Annotated in this window: 17 protein-coding genes; 11 read left to right on the top strand and 6 right to left on the bottom strand. The window is 71.6% G+C overall.

Annotated features, from left to right (window positions below; genetic code table 11):
- The first annotated feature begins 39 nt into the window (after positions 1 to 39).
- The 7 genes from P3X83_RS20920 (at position 40) to P3X83_RS20890 (ending at position 7,018) form a co-directional block, all read left to right on the top strand.
- Positions 40 to 573 carry a PadR family transcriptional regulator gene (locus tag P3X83_RS20920; RefSeq protein ID WP_277306837.1) on the top strand — a complete coding sequence of 178 codons (534 nt, stop codon included), beginning with the start codon at positions 40 to 42 and terminating at the stop codon, positions 571 to 573.
- Entirely contained in the window at positions 570 to 1,319 is a 750-nt protein-coding gene (locus P3X83_RS20915; protein WP_277306836.1) for an ABC transporter ATP-binding protein, read from the top strand. The genes P3X83_RS20920 and P3X83_RS20915 overlap by 4 nt, the downstream gene beginning before the upstream one ends.
- Positions 1,320 to 1,324: 5 nt before the next feature.
- Positions 1,325 to 3,115 (top strand): ABC transporter permease, encoded by a 1,791-nt coding sequence (locus tag P3X83_RS20910; protein WP_277306835.1) that lies wholly within the window; start codon positions 1,325 to 1,327, stop codon positions 3,113 to 3,115.
- Positions 3,116 to 3,225: 110 nt separating this feature from the next.
- Positions 3,226 to 3,975: a hypothetical protein gene (locus tag P3X83_RS20905; protein WP_277306834.1), complete on the top strand. Its 750-nt coding sequence runs from the start codon at positions 3,226 to 3,228 to the stop codon at positions 3,973 to 3,975.
- 272 nt (positions 3,976 to 4,247) lie between these two features.
- A complete protein-coding gene (locus tag P3X83_RS20900) occupies positions 4,248 to 5,012 on the top strand; it encodes an ATP-binding cassette domain-containing protein (protein ID WP_277306833.1) in 765 nt (254 codons plus the stop codon).
- A gap of 9 nt (positions 5,013 to 5,021) precedes the next feature.
- On the top strand, positions 5,022 to 5,783 hold the full coding sequence (locus P3X83_RS20895; RefSeq protein WP_277306832.1) for an ABC transporter permease: 762 nt from the start codon (positions 5,022 to 5,024) through the stop codon (positions 5,781 to 5,783).
- A 26-nt stretch (positions 5,784 to 5,809) separates the two neighbouring features.
- A complete protein-coding gene (locus P3X83_RS20890; protein ID WP_277306831.1) occupies positions 5,810 to 7,018 on the top strand; it encodes a cytochrome P450 in 1,209 nt (402 codons plus the stop codon).
- 24 nt (positions 7,019 to 7,042) lie between these two features.
- Here the strand turns inward: P3X83_RS20890 and P3X83_RS20885 are convergent, their stop codons facing one another.
- Together P3X83_RS20885 and P3X83_RS20880 are read right to left on the bottom strand one after the other, a co-directional pair.
- Positions 7,043 to 7,810 (bottom strand): DUF6544 family protein, encoded by a 768-nt coding sequence (locus P3X83_RS20885; RefSeq protein WP_277306830.1) that lies wholly within the window; start codon positions 7,808 to 7,810, stop codon positions 7,043 to 7,045.
- Between the two features lie 40 nt (positions 7,811 to 7,850).
- Positions 7,851 to 8,330 carry a CBS domain-containing protein gene (locus P3X83_RS20880; protein WP_277306829.1) on the bottom strand — a complete coding sequence of 160 codons (480 nt, stop codon included), beginning with the start codon at positions 8,328 to 8,330 and terminating at the stop codon, positions 7,851 to 7,853.
- A 131-nt stretch (positions 8,331 to 8,461) separates the two neighbouring features.
- Between P3X83_RS20880 and P3X83_RS20875 the strand changes: the two genes are divergently transcribed.
- Complete coding sequence (locus tag P3X83_RS20875) at positions 8,462 to 9,571, top strand: histidine kinase (RefSeq protein WP_277306870.1); 1,110 nt, start codon at positions 8,462 to 8,464, stop codon at positions 9,569 to 9,571.
- On the top strand, positions 9,511 to 10,140 hold the full coding sequence (locus P3X83_RS20870; protein WP_277306828.1) for a response regulator transcription factor: 630 nt from the start codon (positions 9,511 to 9,513) through the stop codon (positions 10,138 to 10,140). Before P3X83_RS20875 ends, P3X83_RS20870 begins: the two co-directional genes overlap by 61 nt.
- 13 nt (positions 10,141 to 10,153) lie before the next feature.
- Here the strand turns inward: P3X83_RS20870 and P3X83_RS20865 are convergent, their stop codons facing one another.
- The gene (locus tag P3X83_RS20865; protein ID WP_277306827.1) at positions 10,154 to 11,128 is read right to left on the bottom strand and encodes a hypothetical protein; all 975 of its coding nucleotides are present in this window, start codon (positions 11,126 to 11,128) and stop codon (positions 10,154 to 10,156) included.
- A gap of 163 nt (positions 11,129 to 11,291) precedes the next feature.
- Here P3X83_RS20865 and P3X83_RS20860 point away from each other — a divergent pair, with 163 nt between their 5' ends.
- The gene (locus P3X83_RS20860) at positions 11,292 to 11,486 is read left to right on the top strand and encodes a hypothetical protein (protein ID WP_277306826.1); all 195 of its coding nucleotides are present in this window, start codon (positions 11,292 to 11,294) and stop codon (positions 11,484 to 11,486) included.
- On the opposite strand, the gene P3X83_RS20855 is transcribed toward P3X83_RS20860, so the two are convergent.
- On the bottom strand, positions 11,478 to 12,476 hold the full coding sequence (locus tag P3X83_RS20855; RefSeq protein WP_277306825.1) for an SDR family NAD(P)-dependent oxidoreductase: 999 nt from the start codon (positions 12,474 to 12,476) through the stop codon (positions 11,478 to 11,480). The genes P3X83_RS20860 and P3X83_RS20855 overlap by 9 nt on opposite strands.
- 72 nt (positions 12,477 to 12,548) lie before the next feature.
- Between P3X83_RS20855 and P3X83_RS20850 the strand changes: the two genes are divergently transcribed.
- Positions 12,549 to 13,151: a TetR/AcrR family transcriptional regulator gene (locus P3X83_RS20850; RefSeq protein ID WP_277306824.1), complete on the top strand. Its 603-nt coding sequence runs from the start codon at positions 12,549 to 12,551 to the stop codon at positions 13,149 to 13,151.
- Positions 13,152 to 13,279: 128 nt separating this feature from the next.
- On the opposite strand, the gene chrA is transcribed toward P3X83_RS20850, so the two are convergent.
- A complete protein-coding gene (chrA, locus tag P3X83_RS20845) occupies positions 13,280 to 14,473 on the bottom strand; it encodes a chromate efflux transporter (protein WP_277306823.1) in 1,194 nt (397 codons plus the stop codon).
- Between the two features lie 16 nt (positions 14,474 to 14,489).
- The gene (locus P3X83_RS20840; protein WP_277306822.1) at positions 14,490 to 14,942 is read right to left on the bottom strand and encodes a hypothetical protein; all 453 of its coding nucleotides are present in this window, start codon (positions 14,940 to 14,942) and stop codon (positions 14,490 to 14,492) included.
- Positions 14,943 to 14,987 lie beyond the last annotated feature (45 nt).

Here is a 14,987-nt window from a genome sequence, read left to right as displayed (position 1 = left end):
TAACCGCTATCTATTAGCCAACCGTTAGGGGGAGATGGCGTGCAGGACGCGGTGCTGGCGATGCTCGCCAAGGAGCCGTCGCACGGCTACCACCTGCACGCCCGGCTGCGGCGCGGGCTAGGCCCGCTGGGCGAGTCGATGAACCGCGGCCAGATCTACGTCACGCTGGCCCGGCTGGAGCGCGCGGGGCTCGTCGTCTGTGAGCGGGCCGACGGCCTGCCCGAGCGGCCGGAGCGCAAGATCTACGCGCTGACGCCCGCCGGGCAGCGGCGGGTGGCCGCCTGGCTGGCCGAGGTGGGCTGGCCGAAGCCGGACCTGGCGGAGTTCCATCTGAAGCTCGCCGCCGCGGCGGCGGCCCGGCTGGCCGACCCGGTGGAACTGGTGGCGGCGCAGCGCCGCGAACTGCTGCGCCACCTGCGCGAGGTGCAGCGGGCGGCACTGGCCGAGCCGTCCGGCTCGCCCGCCGCGCCGCTGCTGGAAGGGGTCACGCTGCGGTTGCGGGCCGACCTGCGCTGGCTGGACGTCTGCGAGCGGGCCTGGTCCGGGGCCGGCCACGGAACCGAGGACGGATGAACGTGTCGAACGTCGCGCTCGTGGCCCATGGTCTGACGAAGACGCACGGCCAGGGGCAGAGCCGGGTCCGCGCGGTGGACGAGATCTACCTGGAGGTGCCTCAGGGGCAGACGCTGGCGGTCATGGGCCCCAGCGGCTGCGGGAAATCCACCCTGTTGCACATGCTGGGCGGCCTGGAGCGGCCCAGCGACGGAGAGGTGTGGGTGGCCGGGCGGCGCGTCGACACGCTGAGCGAGCGGGCGCTGGCGCGCATGCGGCGCCGGTCGGTGGGGTTCGTCTTCCAGGCGTTCCACCTGGTGGAGGAGCTCTCGGCGGCCGAGAACGTGGAGCTGTCCGCGCTGCTGGCCGGGTGCTCGCGCCGTCAGGCCAGGCGGCGCGCGAGCCTGCTGCTGGAACGGGTCGGGCTCGCCGACCGTGCCCGGCACCTGCCGTCACGTTTGTCGGGTGGGCAGCGTCAGCGGGTCGCGATCGCCCGCGCGCTGGCCAACGAACCGCTGGTCGTGCTGGCCGACGAGCCGACCGGCAACCTCGACACCGCCGCGACGCTCGACGTGCTGCGGATCTTCGAAGAGCTGCGCGCCGCCGGGCAGACCCTGGTGATCGTCACGCATGACGAGCGGGTGGCGGCCACGGCGGACCGGCTGATCTCGATGCGTGACGGCATGTTCGTCGACGACGCCTGGCTGGCCGGATCCCACCAGCGCGGGCTCGGCGGGCTCGCCGGGCTGATCGGGCTGGAGGGCTGACCGCGATGGGCCCGGCCGTGCTCGTCGCGCGCCTGGTGCTGGCCGACCTGCGCCGGCACCGGGCCCAGGCCGCGATGCTGCTGTTCGCGGTGACCGTGGCCACCGCCACGCTGGGCCTCGGCCTGTCCCTGCGCGGCGCGAGCGACGCGTTGTACGAGCAGACCCGCGCGGCCACCGCCGGGCCGGACGTGGTGGCGCTCTCCGGCGACACCGGCCCGGCCGTGACCTCGGCCCTGGCCGCGCTGGCGGACGCTCCCGAGGTGGTCGCCCACCACGGCCCCTACCGCATCGTCTACTCCACCCTCACCGCACGGGGCGCCAGGTCGTCTCCGGTGGTGGTGCACGGCGTCGCCGAGACGCCCGGCGCGGTCGATCGGCCGCTGGTGACCTCCGGGCGGTGGGTGCGCCCCGGCGGCGCGGTCCTCGAACGCGGCTTCGCCACCGCGCTGGGCGCCGGCGTCGGCGACCGCGTCACCATCGCCGGCCGGTCGTATCCCGTCGTCGGGATCGCCGTCACGGCGGCCACCTCGATCTACCCGTGGGCGGCCCAGGTCGGCCCGTACGGCGGCGCCAGCGACTACTCCGGCCTGGCCTGGATGACCCGGCCGGACGCGCGGGCGTTGGCGTCGTCCCACGATCTCCCGGTGACCACGGCCGTGGACCTCAAACTGCGCGATCCCGCCGCCACCGAGGCATTTCGCGAGGCCCACCGCAGCGCCGAGGTCAGGATCAACTTCCACTCCTGGCAGTTCAAGGCCCTTCAGGACATGGTCATTCTCCGGAACAGCCAGCCGATCCTGGTCGTCGGCGGCTGGCTGCTCGGCCTGCTGGCCGTCGCCGGGGTGGTCGCGCTGGCGGCGGGACGCGCCGCCGAGCAGACGCGCCGGGCCGGGCTGCTCAAGGCCGTCGGCGCCGGGCCCGGCCTGATCGCCACCGTCCTGCTCACCGAGTACCTGGCACTGGCGCTGGCCGGTGACGCGCTGGGGCTGGTGATCGCCCGCCTGGCCGCCCCCGCCGTCGCCAGCCCCACCGCCAGCCGGATCGGCGAGGTCGCCGGGCCGGGCGGAGCCACCATCGCCGCCACGACCGTCCTCGCCGTGGCCGTGGCGCTGCTGTCCACGCTGAGCCCCACGCTGCGCGCCACCCGCGCGGCCACCGTCACGGCGCTGATCACCACCGCGCACCAGCCCCGGCACCGGCCGTGGCTGACCGCGCTGTCCGCGCTGCTGCCCACGCCGTTGCTGCTCGGGTTGCGGCTGACCGCCCGCAGGCCGGGCCGTGCCGTGCCGCAGGTGTGGTCCACCGCCACCACGGTGATCGCGCTCGTCGCGCTGCTGACCCTGCGCGTCCAGGCCGAGCGGGGCTACGGCCTGGACGGCTCGGCCGTCCTGCCCAACCTGCGCGGCGAGCACGACCGCCGGCTGATGCTGGCGGTCACCGCCCTGCTGATCGTCCTCGCCGTCGTGAACACCATCACGCTCACCTGGACCACCGCCATGGAGGCCCGGGCGAGCATGGCAATCGCCCGTACGCTGGGCGCCACCCCTGGGCAGATCACCTCGGGACTCGCCATCGCCCAGCTCCTGCCCGCGTCGGCGGGCGCGGTCATCGGCGTCCCGCTGGGCATGGGCCTGCACTCGTTCTTCGCCGCCCGCAACGCGGTGGAACCCCCGCTCGCCTGGCTGCTCGGCGTCGCGCTCGCGACCCTCCTGGTGACGGCGGTGCTCACCGCCCTGCCCGCGCGCCTGGCGTCCCGCCGTTCCGTGGCTGGGGCCCTGAGCGCCGAAACGGCCTGACCGGCTTCGGCGGGAAAACCGAATTCAGTCACGTCTCATCCGCCGCGCTTCTTCACACGAATATCTCCCGACGTTCGATGGAGCAATCGACTCATTGATGGGAGTGGCAAGTGCGTGACAAGCACGTAAGGTCCCTGCCTCGACGGTGGCGGCTGGCATCCCTCCTGGTCGCCGCGCTCGCGGCGGGCACGATGGCCGCGCCCGCACCGGCGTCCGCATCCGCGTCCGCCGCGCGTTCGTCCGCGTCGGCCTTGCGCGACTTCGACGCGGTCACCACCGTGAACGAGCGCAACGTATGGAAGCACCTGGCCTTGATCGGCGACAAGTACGCCATTTATAACGACCGCGGCCTCATCGAGGGGCCGCGCACGATTCGCGAGAAGTGGCCGTTCCTGCCCGAGCAGTTCACCCACGATGTGGACTCGGCCGGAATCGCCATCAGCGGCCCCGGATTCCGCTGGCGGCACACCTGGACCAAGGGCAACCAGGCGATCACTTTCGAGGACAGCGGCATCATCACCGGGCCCTTCTTCATTCCCACCCCGTACGACGGGATCAGTGATTTCAACGACCCGCTCGACGGCCGCATCCGGCGCTACGCGGTAAGGGGCGGGCTCGCCACGTTCCTGTTCGACGGGGCCTTCGAGGCTCCGAGCGTGCCGCTCGCCAACAACACCTTCCTGCCAGAACGTTTCCACAGCGACCTCGACGACGTCTCCCTGGAATGGGAGAACAACCGTCCGAAGATCAGCTACTACAAGGACAACGAGCGCGTCATCTTCTCCGACAGAAGGATCGTCGAATTGGTGAATCTCGACGCCAAGTGGCCGTTCCTGAACAACTGGCGGGCCACCGGCTGACCGGCCGGCGGTCGTAGATACGGGGTGGCCCGCGCGGCGCGGCCCGGGCCACCCCGCCCCATGCCCGGCCGTGCTGAGTGAGTGACGAATCCAGCCTGGTGACGATCGACGGTCGCCAGGCTTTCGGCGTTGGCCCTGGAGGAGGTCGGCGCGGGGGCACGTCGGAGGCCGAGTACTCGGCATTGCTAAGTACTGGTAGTCGGTGTTACTTTGTACCGGTAGTCAGCATCACTTAGTACCTGTTCGCCGAGAAGAAGGGACAGGACGGTCTGATGACGGCAAAGAACACCCAGGCGATCCAGGTACAAGGCCTGGAGAAGTCCTACAAACAGCTAAAGGTGCTGCGCGGCGTCGACTTCACCGTCGCCAAGGGCGGCATCTTCGCCCTGCTCGGCTCGAACGGGGCGGGCAAGACCACCGTGGTGAAGATCCTCTCCACGCTGCTCAAGGCCGACGGGGGAACCGCCACCGTCAACGGCCTCGACGTCGCCACGCGACCCGCGAAGGTGCGGGAGTCCATCAGCCTCACCGGGCAGTTCGCCGCCGTGGACGAGATCCTCAGCGGGCGGGAGAACCTGGTGCTGGTCGCCCGGCTGCGGCACCTCAAGGACCCGGGCGGGATCGCGGACGGCCTGCTCGAACGCTTCTCGCTGACCGACGCCGGCGCGCGGAAGGTCGCGACCTACTCCGGCGGCATGCGCCGCCGTCTCGACATCGCGATGAGCCTGATCGGGAACCCGCCGATCGTCTTCCTCGACGAGCCTACGACCGGGCTCGACCCCCAGGCGCGCATCGAGGTCTGGCAGGCCGTCCGGGAACTCGCCGCGAACGGCACGACGGTGCTGCTCACCACGCAGTACCTGGACGAGGCCGAACAACTCGCCGACCGGATCGCGATCCTCCATGAGGGCCGGATCATCGTGAACGGCACCCTGGCCGAGCTGAAGCAGATGATGCCGCCCGCCAAGGTCGAATACGTGGAAAAGCAGCCGACCCTTGAGGACGTCTTCCTCGCGCTCGTCGGCACCGGCGCCTAGGAAACGACGATGACCAAGCACTTCTTCAGCGACACCGCCGCCCTGCTGGGCCGCTCCCTGCGTCACATCACGCGCAGCATGGACACCATCATCACCACCACGATCATGCCCATCGCCATGATGCTGCTGTTCGTCTACGTGTTCGGCGGCGCGATCAACTCGGGCACGGACGCGTACGTGGACTACCTGCTGCCCGGCATCCTGCTCATCACCATCGCCTCCGGCATCTCCTACACCGCATTCCGGCTGTTCCAGGACATGAAGAGCGGCATCTTCGAACGGTTCCAGTCGATGCCGATCGCCCGGTCGGCCGTGCTGTGGGCGCACGTGCTGACCTCGCTGGTGGCCAACCTGATCTCGCTCGTGGTGGTCGTGCTCGTCGCCCTGCTCATGGGCTTCCGCTCGGCGGCCGGGGTGTCCGCGTGGCTCGCGGTCGCGGGCATGCTGATCCTGTTCACCCTGGCGCTCACGTGGATCGCCGTCATCCCGGGCCTGACCGCCAAGTCCGTGGACGGCGCGAGCGCGTTCTCCTACCCGCTCGTATTCCTGCCGTTCCTCAGCTCGGCGTTCGTGCCCACCACCACCATGCCCGGCCCGGTGCGCGCCTTCGCCGAGCACCAGCCGGTGACCTCCATCGTCAACGCCATCCGCGACCTGTTCGCCCAGCGCCCGGTCGGCACCGATATCTGGGTCGCCCTCGCCTGGTGCGTCGGCATCCTCGTCGTCGCGTACTTCTTCGCCATGAACACCTACCGCCGCAAGATCTCCTGAACCCGTATGAATGGGAAGGAAAGGTCATGACCGAACCTCTGCACACCCTCCCCGCGATGCCGACCTCACGCCAGGCCGGCTGTCCCTTCGACCCGCCCAAGGAGCTCGTCGAGGCCCGCGAGCACAGCCCGATCAGCCGCTTCGTCTTCCCCGACGGGCACGAGGGGTGGGTGGTCACCGGCTTCGACCTGCTCCGGTCGGTCCTGGCCGACCCGCGGTTCAGCTCGCGCAAGGAGCTGATGCGCCACCACCCGCTGATCGACTACGGCGACATCGAGGTCCCCCCGGCCCCGCCCGGCGAGTTCCTGCTCATGGACGAGCCGCGGCACGGCCGCTACCGCAAGCCGCTCGTCGGGAAGTTCACCGTCCGCCGGATGCGGCTGCTCACCGAACGCGTCGAGCAGATCACCACCGAACACCTGGACGCCATGGTCAAGGCCGGTCCGCCCATCGACCTGGTGACCGCCTTCGCCAGGCCCATCCCCGCCATCGTGATCTGCGAGCTGCTGGGCGTGCCGGACGGGGACCGGGACTTCTTCTCCGGGCACATCGAGAAGTTCCTCGGCGGGGAGGTGAGCGACGAGGAACTGTTCGCGTCCTACGCCGCGGTCCAGCAGTACCTCGCGGAGCTGGTGGCCACCAAACGCGCCGCCCCCACCGACGACGTGCTCAGCGACCTCACCGAGGGCGACCTGACCGACGAGGAACTGCAGGGAATGGCCCTGATCCTGCTGTCGGCCGGGTTCGACACCACCGCGAACATGCTGGCGCTGGGCACCTTCGCGCTGCTGCGCGACCCGGCGCAGGCGGCGGCGCTGCGCTCCGACCCCGCGCTCGCCGACCACGCCGTGGAGGAGCTGCTGCGGTACCTAAGCGTGGCCAAGCAGTTCTTCCGGGTCGCGCTGGAGGATGTCGAGCTGGGCGGTCACACCATCACGGCCGGCACGACGGTCGTCCTGTCCATCAACACCGCCAACCGCGACCCCGGGCGCTTCCCCGACCCCCAGGCCCTCGACCTGCGCCGCCAGGACGGCGGGCACCTGGCCTTCGGCCACGGCGTCCACCAGTGCCTGGGCCAGCAGCTCGCCCGCGTCGAGATGCGGGTCGCCTTCCCCGCGCTGTTCGACCGCTTTCCCACGCTGCGCCTGGCCGTACCGGCCGAAGAGGTCGCCGTGCGCCCGGAGACCGCCGACATCCACGGCTTGAAGAGCCTGCCGGTCACCTGGGACGCGTGACCGGACGGTCGGGCGGGGCACGGGTCAGGGGTACACCGCGTCCGCCACCGCGAAGCGGATGAACTCCCCCTGGCTCCACCTGGCCGAGCCCGGCCACCAGCCGCCGCGCAGCGTCGCGGGCACGGTGAAGCCGGAGAACGTGGCCTCACCCTCGCATTCCACGCCGAAGTCATGCAGGCCGTAGCCGGTACGGTCCGGATCGCCCCAGCGCGGCACGGTCACCGATCGCAGGGCGCCGGAGGGGGCGACGGTCAGGGTCACCTCGAATCGCTCGTCTCCGACGGGGACGCTCGCCACCGCGCGCGTGCCGTCCAGGCCGTGCCATTCGACGGCGGGGTCGAGCGCGGTCGCCGGGGCCAGGACGAACTCGCAGGCGAGCCTGCCCGCCGCGCTCCTGGCGATGTCCCGGCCCGACGCCGACATGATCGGTACGGCTCCGGCGATCCGCCAGCGCATCTCGCCCCGGCCGCCGGCGTACAGGTCGAACCCGGTGACGGGCAGCACCCGGGCGAGGCGGGCGGTGGCCGCCCAGACGAAGCCCCGCCGAGGGGCGAGCATCTGCCTGGCCCGGAACGGGTGCCGGCCGCCCAGGCGGATGGTGCCGTGCATGGCGAGCGACACGACGCGGCGCGCCGGTGTGCCCGGCTCGATCGCATGGCGTAACCAGCGGCCGATCGGCTCCGGCAGCCGATCGGCTGACGCCGGATCGAACGGCGCCCCCGGCCCGGCCTCGGCCAGGAGCCCGTTCCAGACGCGTCGGGCGTCGTCGGTGAGGAAACGTGGAGCGGTCATGGCCTCTCCTTCGTGAACCTTCATGAACGCCTCGGCCGGGCTATCCCGGCAGGACCGGCTCCAGCCGGAACATGCCGGTGACCATCCTCGGTGGTTCCGCGGCGGCCGGGCGGGCGCGGCCCGCCACGGCGTCCAGGACGTCCGCTGTCGTGATCAGGCCGACGAAGGCGCCGTCCTGAGCCATGACCGGGACGGCGTTGCAGTTCGCGTCCCGCATGATCGCCGCCACGCGCGGCAGGTCGGCGTCCTCCTGAACTCGGGGCGTGCGCCGCGTGCCCAGCAGCCGCTGGACCGGGATGCGGGCGTTCGCGTCCGGCCCGCCCGGCCAGGAACCGGCGACGTCCTCCCTGGTGAGGATGCCGATGAGCAGGCCCTGGTCGGTCACCACCGGCAGATGGTGGATCCCCGCTCGGCGCATCAGCTCCCACGCCATCATCGGCGACTCCTCGGGGCCGATGACCACCAGCGAGCGGCTCATGATCTGCCCGGCGGTCGGTTCCAGCACGTCTTCGGCCTCCATGGCGTTCCTCCTTCGCGGCCCCATGTCTCTACCCTTCCCCGGATCAACCAGGTCAGATAGGGGCATAAGTCCCGGCCCGGCCGGGCGTCCGTCCCTGCCCGGGGGCACGTATCGTCGGACCGGTGAGCCTGATGTGGATCGCCGTGTCACTGTCGCTGCTGGTCTGCGTGACAGTGACGGTGACGGCGCTGTCACGCCCGTCGCTACGGTCACGTCTGCCCCTGCTGACGTGCGTGGGCGCGGCCGTCTCGCTGGCCGTCACGCTGGCGCACGCCATTGGCGCCGTGCGGCCCGAGCCGGGCGCCGCCGCACTGGGGATGATCGAGAGCCTGGCGCTCATGACGCTGACCGGCCTGGTCACCCGGTACGCACCGGTTCGGCGGGCGGCGGCGGTCGTGCCCGTAGCGGGCCTGGCCGCGGCCATCTGGCTGCTGCGCTTCTTCGCGCCCGCCTCGCCGCTGGAAGGGCTGGGCGCGTCCGCGTTCTGGGGGTCGGGGGTGGCCCTCGCCGTCGGGGTCGGGGGTTACCTGCGCTTCCTCGACGGACGGCAGGCCCGCGCCGTGGCCGACACGCGCACCGCGTTGCGACTCCGGCTCGCCAGGGACCTGCACGACTTCGTCGCCCACGACATCAGCGAAATGCTGGCGCACGCCCAGGCGGGCATGGTCGCGGGTGACCCTCGGCAGGCGCTCGAACGCGTCGAGGCGGCCGGTCAGCGCGCCATGTCGATGCTGGACCGCACCTTGGACATGCTCCACCACGACCGGCCTCTCACGTCCACCGGCGGCCTCGGCGCCGTCCGTGAGGCGGCCGAACGGTTCTCCGCCGCCGGACCCGCCCCGGTGCGCCTGCGCATGGACCCGTGGCTGGAGGGGCAGGCGGCGGTCCCGCCGGAGACGGCGGCGCTGGCCTACCGGGTCGTGGTCGAGGGCCTGACCAACGTCCGGCGGCACGCTCCCCGAGCCGGGTGCGTCGACCTGGACGTCGGCGCGCGACCCGGCCGTCTGGAGATCACGATGACCAACGACGGCGTGACGCGAGCGCGCGGTGGCCGCCGTGGCGGGTCCGGACTGCCCGGCCTGACCGAGCTCGTCCGGGAGCAGGGCGGCGAACTGGTCACGAGCGCGGCACGCGGCACGTGGTCGCTGACCGTGCGGCTGCCCCTGGCAGAATCACCGGAGTGCCCATCCGCATCCTCGTCGCCGACGACCAGGAAGGCATCCGAAGCGCCTTCCGCATGATCCTCGACGCCCAGCCGGACATGACCGTCGTGGCCGAGGCCGCCGACGGCCGCACCGCGATCGACACCGCCAGGGCGATCGGACCCGATGTCGTGCTCGCCGACATCCGCATGCCCGGAGCCGACGGCATCGAGGTGGCCCGCGAGCTCTCCGGCACCGGCATCCACGTGGTGATCGTCACGACGTTCGGTCTGGACGAGTACGTCCACGCGGCACTGTGGCACGGCGCCGCCGGTTTCATCCTCAAGCGCTCCGGCCCCAACCTGCTCATCGAGGCCGTCAGGGCCGCGATGAACGGCGACATGCTGATCAGCCCGCAGCTCACCGTCCGGCTGCTGCGCGGCCACAGCCCGCCGCGCCGGACACCGGACGTGGTCCTCACCGAGCGGGAGGACGAGGTCGTTGCCCTGCTCGCGCAGGGCATGACCAACGCCGAGATCGCCGCGGCACTCTTCCTGTCCCCGGGCACCGTGAAGAACCACGTCGCGGCCGTCCAGCGCAAGACCGGCACCGGAAACCGCGTCGCCGTCGCGGCCTGGGCGTGGGCGACCGGCCGAGCCGAGCCCTGACCACGGGCGAGCGTCACCGCTGCTCGTCCGACCTGCGGCGGTTGTGGTAGCAGATGGTGGCGACGGCCAGGGCGGCGCCCCAGACCGGCCAGAAGCACTCCGGCAGCCAGGCGCCCCACTCGGCCCACGAGAACCGGCCCGCGATCGTCGACCTGATGTAGGTGATCCCGGCCACGGTGACGATGATCGAGACGAACCCGGCGGGGACGACCGCCAGCAGCGGCGGCACCCGCCTGCCGCGCACTCCGATCATCCAGCGCGGGAAGATCACTCCCCACCGCTGGGTCAGCCCCAGGGTGAGCACGCCGCCGAACGCGCCGAAGGTGGCCAGATACGCGCCCGCCAGCCACAGGCTCTGCGGGCCTTCGGCCAGGAAGCCCTCGCTCACGCCGAGGGGGATGCCCAGCGCCCACGCCCACCGGGTGGCGCAGTAGACCAACGGCACCGCGACCGCCACGTATACCGCGACCCGCCCGCGTTCCGGGGTGAACCAGGTCACGCGCCTCCTGTCGCGGGTGTAGGCGACGGCCGCGGCGGCCAGCAGCAGACCGCCGAGCGCGCAGAGGAGCTGGTTGAGCACCGGCCACGTCCAGGCGTCGGCGAGCGTGACGCCGCCCAGGTCCCAGCCGAAGACGGATGCGACCAGCAGCAGCGGCGTGTAGGCGACACCCATCATCACCCGGGAATCGGGGATCACCAGGACCAGCAGCGCGGCGATCGTCCAGGCCGGGAACAACGGCGCGCGGTGGGTGCTCCCGCTGTTCAGTGCCAGTGCAGTCACTGCGGTGACCACCGAGAAGGCGACGATCCACCAGCCGAAGTCCGGGGTCGTCGAGGCCAGGATCGACAGTTGCCCGTCGAGATCGGGATCGGCGGCGCCCCAGGGGAAACCGGGCATCCCCAGCGCCCACCCGGCGCCGAGCGCGCCGTAGAGCAGCGCCCACAGCGCGGCCGCGTAGCCGTACCGGCCAGAGGTGAAGGATTTCATGTGTCAAGCCTCCAGGCCCGGCATGGCGGCGGCCCAGATGCCGAACGGCACCTCCCACGGACGCCGGAGGTGCCGTTCGGCACTCGCAGGCGCGCCGCCCCGTCGTCTCGGGTCTTGTGTTGGCCTGCGGAAAAGCCGTTGACGGCCTCCTTAGGATGTGTCGATGCCCGACCTCGCGACACTTGCCCTCTTCTGCGCGGCCACGCTCGCCATCCTGCTGGTGCCGGGGCCCGCCGTGGTGTTCATCGTCAGCCGATCTACCTCGGCCTGGCGGCCTGGCTCACCGGCGAGAAGGCCCGACCCCTCTCCCCGGGCCCAGGCCGTTCGACCGGCGGGGCCGGCCGGCGCGTCAGGTTGAGGGGCTTCCGGACTGTTCGCCCTGGTCCAGCAGGGTGTTGATCATTTCCTGGAGCCGGTCTCGTCCGGTGATGCCGAGCGCGCCGGACAGGGCTTGGGCCAGCTTGTCGAAGGGGTCGTCCGTCGGCAGTTCCTTCACCTTCTCGTCCAGTTCGGCCACGGTCCACAGCCCGTCCTTGTGGACGTGGCCGCCGATCGACCAGCCCCGGTTGACCGCGACCGTGCCGCCCCGGACCGACAGCACCTGGCCGGTGAGCGGGCAGTCCGCGGCGGCGAGGTAGGCCGCGACCGGCGCGCAGGCGGCCGGGTCCAGGGGGTCGAATCCGCTCGCCGCCGGTTCCTGGCCCATGCCGGGGACGCCGACGGTCAGCCTGGTGCGGGCCATCGACGGCGAGACGCAGTTGACCCGCACGCCGTACCGGCCCAGCTCCAGGGCGGCCACCGTGGTCAGCGCCGCCACACCTGCGTTGCCCGCCGCGTAGGAGGCCTGCGCGGGCAGCGGGTTGAGCAGTCCGGAGCCGGAGGAGGTGTTGACGACGGCGCGGTCGGTGCGATCTCCTGACCGGAACCGCTCGCGCCAGTGGCGGGCCGCCCAGCGGGTCACCGCGAAGGTGCCCTTGAGCTTGACGGCGAGGACGTCGTCGAATTCCTCCTCCGACAGGTCGGTCAGGCCCCGGTTCCGTTCGATGGTGGCGTTGTTGACCACCGCGTGCAGGTCGCCGAAGGACCGCAGGGCCGTCTCGACCATGCGGCGGGCGCCGTCCCAGTCGGCGACGCTGTCGGTGCTGGCCACGGCCTGCCCGCCGCGCGCGGTGATCTCCTCGACGACGCTCGCCGCCACGCCGGAGTCGCCGCCCGTGCCGTCGATGGCGACGCCGGGGTCGTTGACGACGACCTTGGCGCCCTCGGCGGCGAAGAACAGCGCCTCCTCCCGCCCGATGCCGCGCCCCGCGCCGGTGATGAGGACGACACGTCCGTCCAGGCTTCCCATGATGACCACCTTCCAATTGATGCAGTCACTGTAGTGATTCAGTGTATGCATGAATAAAGTAAAGTGGCCCTCATGGTGGAGAAGGCGGGGCTGCGGGAGCGCAAGAAGCAGCGCACCCGGCAGGCGTTGATCGAGGCGGCGGTGCTCCTGTTCGAGGACAGGGGCTACGACCGGGTGACGGTGGCCGAGATCGCCGCCGCCGCGGAGGTGTCCCCGCGAACCTTCTTCCTGCACTTCCAGACCAAGGAAGACGTGCTCCTGGCCAACGCCGACGTGCGCGTTGACCTGGCGCTTGAGGTGATCGGCGAGCGCCGGGCCGGGGAACGGCTGCCGGAGGTGCTGGTGCGGGCGATGGAGCAGATGATCTTCAACGCCTGGGATCGCGACCTGTCCAGCGGACTCGCGGCCCTCCGGGCACGGCTGGCGGCATCGGAGCCCGCGCTGCAGGCCCGGCTGCTGCAGCGGTATCTCACCGCTCAGGCGGAACTGTCCGAGGCGCTGCGACGCGAGTTCCCCGACAGGCTCGACGTGACGACCGCCCCCGCCCTGGTCGGCGCGATGGTGGGGGCGGTCGGCGCCGCCGCGGTCGGCGCGCTGCGGCGCGGCGAGGGGCCCGACGAGGTGCGGAACGCCATGCGGACGGCCATGGCCTTGGTGGCGCGAGCCGTCCCCTAGCTGATGGCGTAATCCGGCACGGCTTCTCCTCAGGTGGTGATGCGCTCGATCCTGGGCGCGGAAGGCCGATGGGGTAACGCTCGGCATATACGACTTGTCGCGGTTCACCCCTCGGGTGTGAAGGCCGCTCAGCCGAGCAGGGTGTGGGCGAGGCCGATCAGGGCGCCCGCGGCGATGTACCACGCGTTGTTGAGCCGGGTCTTCCAGAGCAGCACCAGCGTGACCAGGGCGATGGCCGCGGTGAGGCCGTCGACGATCGCGGTCCGGGCGAGCTGGTAGGACACTCCGGCCATCAGGGCGAGCGCGGCGGCGTTGAGGCCGTCCAGCATGGCCGAGGTCCAGTCGCTGGAGCGGAGCCGGTCGGTGAGGCGGGTGAGCAGGCCGACGAAGAGGAACGAGGGCAGGAAGATCGCGACGGTGGCCAGGAAGGCGCCGATGGGTCCGGCGACCAGGTAGCCGACGAAGGTGGCGGTGGTGAACACGGGGCCGGGGGTGACCTGGCCGATGGAGACGGCGTCGATGAGCTGCTCGCCGGTGATCCAGCCGAGCCGTTCGACGAAGTCGCCGCGCAGGAAGGCGAGCAGCACGTAGCCGCTGCCGTACAGCACCGAGCCGATCTTCAGCATGGTGAGGAACAACTGGGCCAGCTGCCCGCCGGTGGGATCGGGGAAGACGGGGGAGCCGCCGAGGCTGAGCAAGGGGACGGCCAGCACCCCGTGGAGCGAGTCGCGCCGCGCTCGGCGGGCCGCCAGGGCGGCGGCGGCCAGCAGCGCGCCCGCCGCCAGGATCAGCAGCTCGTTGACGCCGAGCAGGTAGGCGGCCAGGGCGGCGATCGCCAGCACGCCGAGGCGGACGTTCTTGATCACCGTGCGGAGCAGGCCGAACAGGGCGTGCGCGATGATCGCGATCACCGCCGGGACGATCCCGTACAGGATCCCCTCGACGGCGGGCGTCGTGCCGTATGTGACGTAAGCCCAGGCCAGAGCGGTGACCATGAGCGCGGCCGGCAGGATGAAGCAGACACCGGCGGCGACCAGGCCGCGCCGGCGGGCGCGGTCGTAGCCCAGATGGATCGCCAGCTCGGTGGAATTGGGGCCGGGGATGAGGTTGGTGGCCCCCATCAGGTCCACGAACCGCTGGTCGGTGACCCAGCCCCGGCGACGCACCAGCTCGTCCCGCATCATCGCGGTGTGCGCGGCCGGCCCCCCGAACGCGATCGTGCCCAGTTTGAGGAACACCAGCGTCACCTCTCGCAGGTGCCGCCGCGTGGCCTTCCCGTCCTGGTCGCCCGGCTCGCTCACTGCGCCGCTTTGCGTGCTCACGTGGAAACGGTGCCCTTCAGGAGTTCGGCGCGGTGCGCCCGGACGTGGCGAGGTGGTCGCGGACGGCCACGGCGGCCCTGGCGGCGTCGGCGGGATCGCCGTGCTGGGGGGCGTCGAGGAAGGCGGTGCCGCGCAGCGCATGGGAGGCCGCGCGCGGATAGAGCCAGGCGTGGAAGTGCTGGACGCGATCGCGGGTGGAGACCAGGTGGACGCGTTCGGCGTCGGTCGTGGCGCGCAGCGCGGCGTCCAGCCGGGTCAGCAGGGTGCCGAAGGAGGCGGATTCGTCCGGGGTCATCTCGGCGAAGTCGACGAAGTGCCGGCGTGAGGTGATCTTCATGGCGCCGGGCATGGTGGTCTCGGCGGGCCCCTGCCCGACCAGCCAGTGCTCGTCGCGGTGGACCCATCCGCCGATCGGGTCCCGGCCTGCCTCCTCCAGCTGGCAGTAGGGGCACGCGTGCTCATCGGTCAAGGCCGCTCCTCCTGGAAACGGGTGACGGTCGAGGCGGCCAGGCGG

It is taken from the genome of Spongiactinospora sp. TRM90649, from assembly GCF_029382225.1.
In the GTDB taxonomy this organism is placed as follows: domain Bacteria; phylum Actinomycetota; class Actinomycetes; order Streptosporangiales; family Streptosporangiaceae; genus Spongiactinospora.
Note: the sequence above shows the minus strand (reverse complement) of the source record. Positions and strands in the feature narration are given on the sequence as shown.

Bases quoted from the DNA above. Each gene is read 5' to 3' on its own strand.
- P3X83_RS20850 (WP_277306824.1), top strand. From the start codon at position 12,549: ATGGTGGAGAAGGCGGGGCTGCGGGAGCGCAAGAAGCAGCGCACCCGG.
- P3X83_RS20910 (WP_277306835.1), top strand. From the start codon at position 1,325: ATGGGCCCGGCCGTGCTCGTCGCGCGCCTGGTGCTGGCCGACCTGCGC.
- P3X83_RS20900 (WP_277306833.1), top strand. From the start codon at position 4,248: ATGACGGCAAAGAACACCCAGGCGATCCAGGTACAAGGCCTGGAGAAG.
- P3X83_RS20885 (WP_277306830.1), bottom strand. From the start codon at position 7,810: ATGACCGCTCCACGTTTCCTCACCGACGACGCCCGACGCGTCTGGAAC.
- P3X83_RS20875 (WP_277306870.1), top strand. From the start codon at position 8,462: ATGTGGATCGCCGTGTCACTGTCGCTGCTGGTCTGCGTGACAGTGACG.
- P3X83_RS20895 (WP_277306832.1), top strand. From the start codon at position 5,022: ATGACCAAGCACTTCTTCAGCGACACCGCCGCCCTGCTGGGCCGCTCC.
- P3X83_RS20915 (WP_277306836.1), top strand. From the start codon at position 570: ATGAACGTGTCGAACGTCGCGCTCGTGGCCCATGGTCTGACGAAGACG.
- P3X83_RS20855 (WP_277306825.1), bottom strand. From the start codon at position 12,476: ATGGGAAGCCTGGACGGACGTGTCGTCCTCATCACCGGCGCGGGGCGC.
- P3X83_RS20880 (WP_277306829.1), bottom strand. From the start codon at position 8,330: ATGGAGGCCGAAGACGTGCTGGAACCGACCGCCGGGCAGATCATGAGC.
- P3X83_RS20865 (WP_277306827.1), bottom strand. From the start codon at position 11,128: ATGAAATCCTTCACCTCTGGCCGGTACGGCTACGCGGCCGCGCTGTGG.
- P3X83_RS20890 (WP_277306831.1), top strand. From the start codon at position 5,810: ATGACCGAACCTCTGCACACCCTCCCCGCGATGCCGACCTCACGCCAG.
- P3X83_RS20860 (WP_277306826.1), top strand. From the start codon at position 11,292: ATGCCCGACCTCGCGACACTTGCCCTCTTCTGCGCGGCCACGCTCGCC.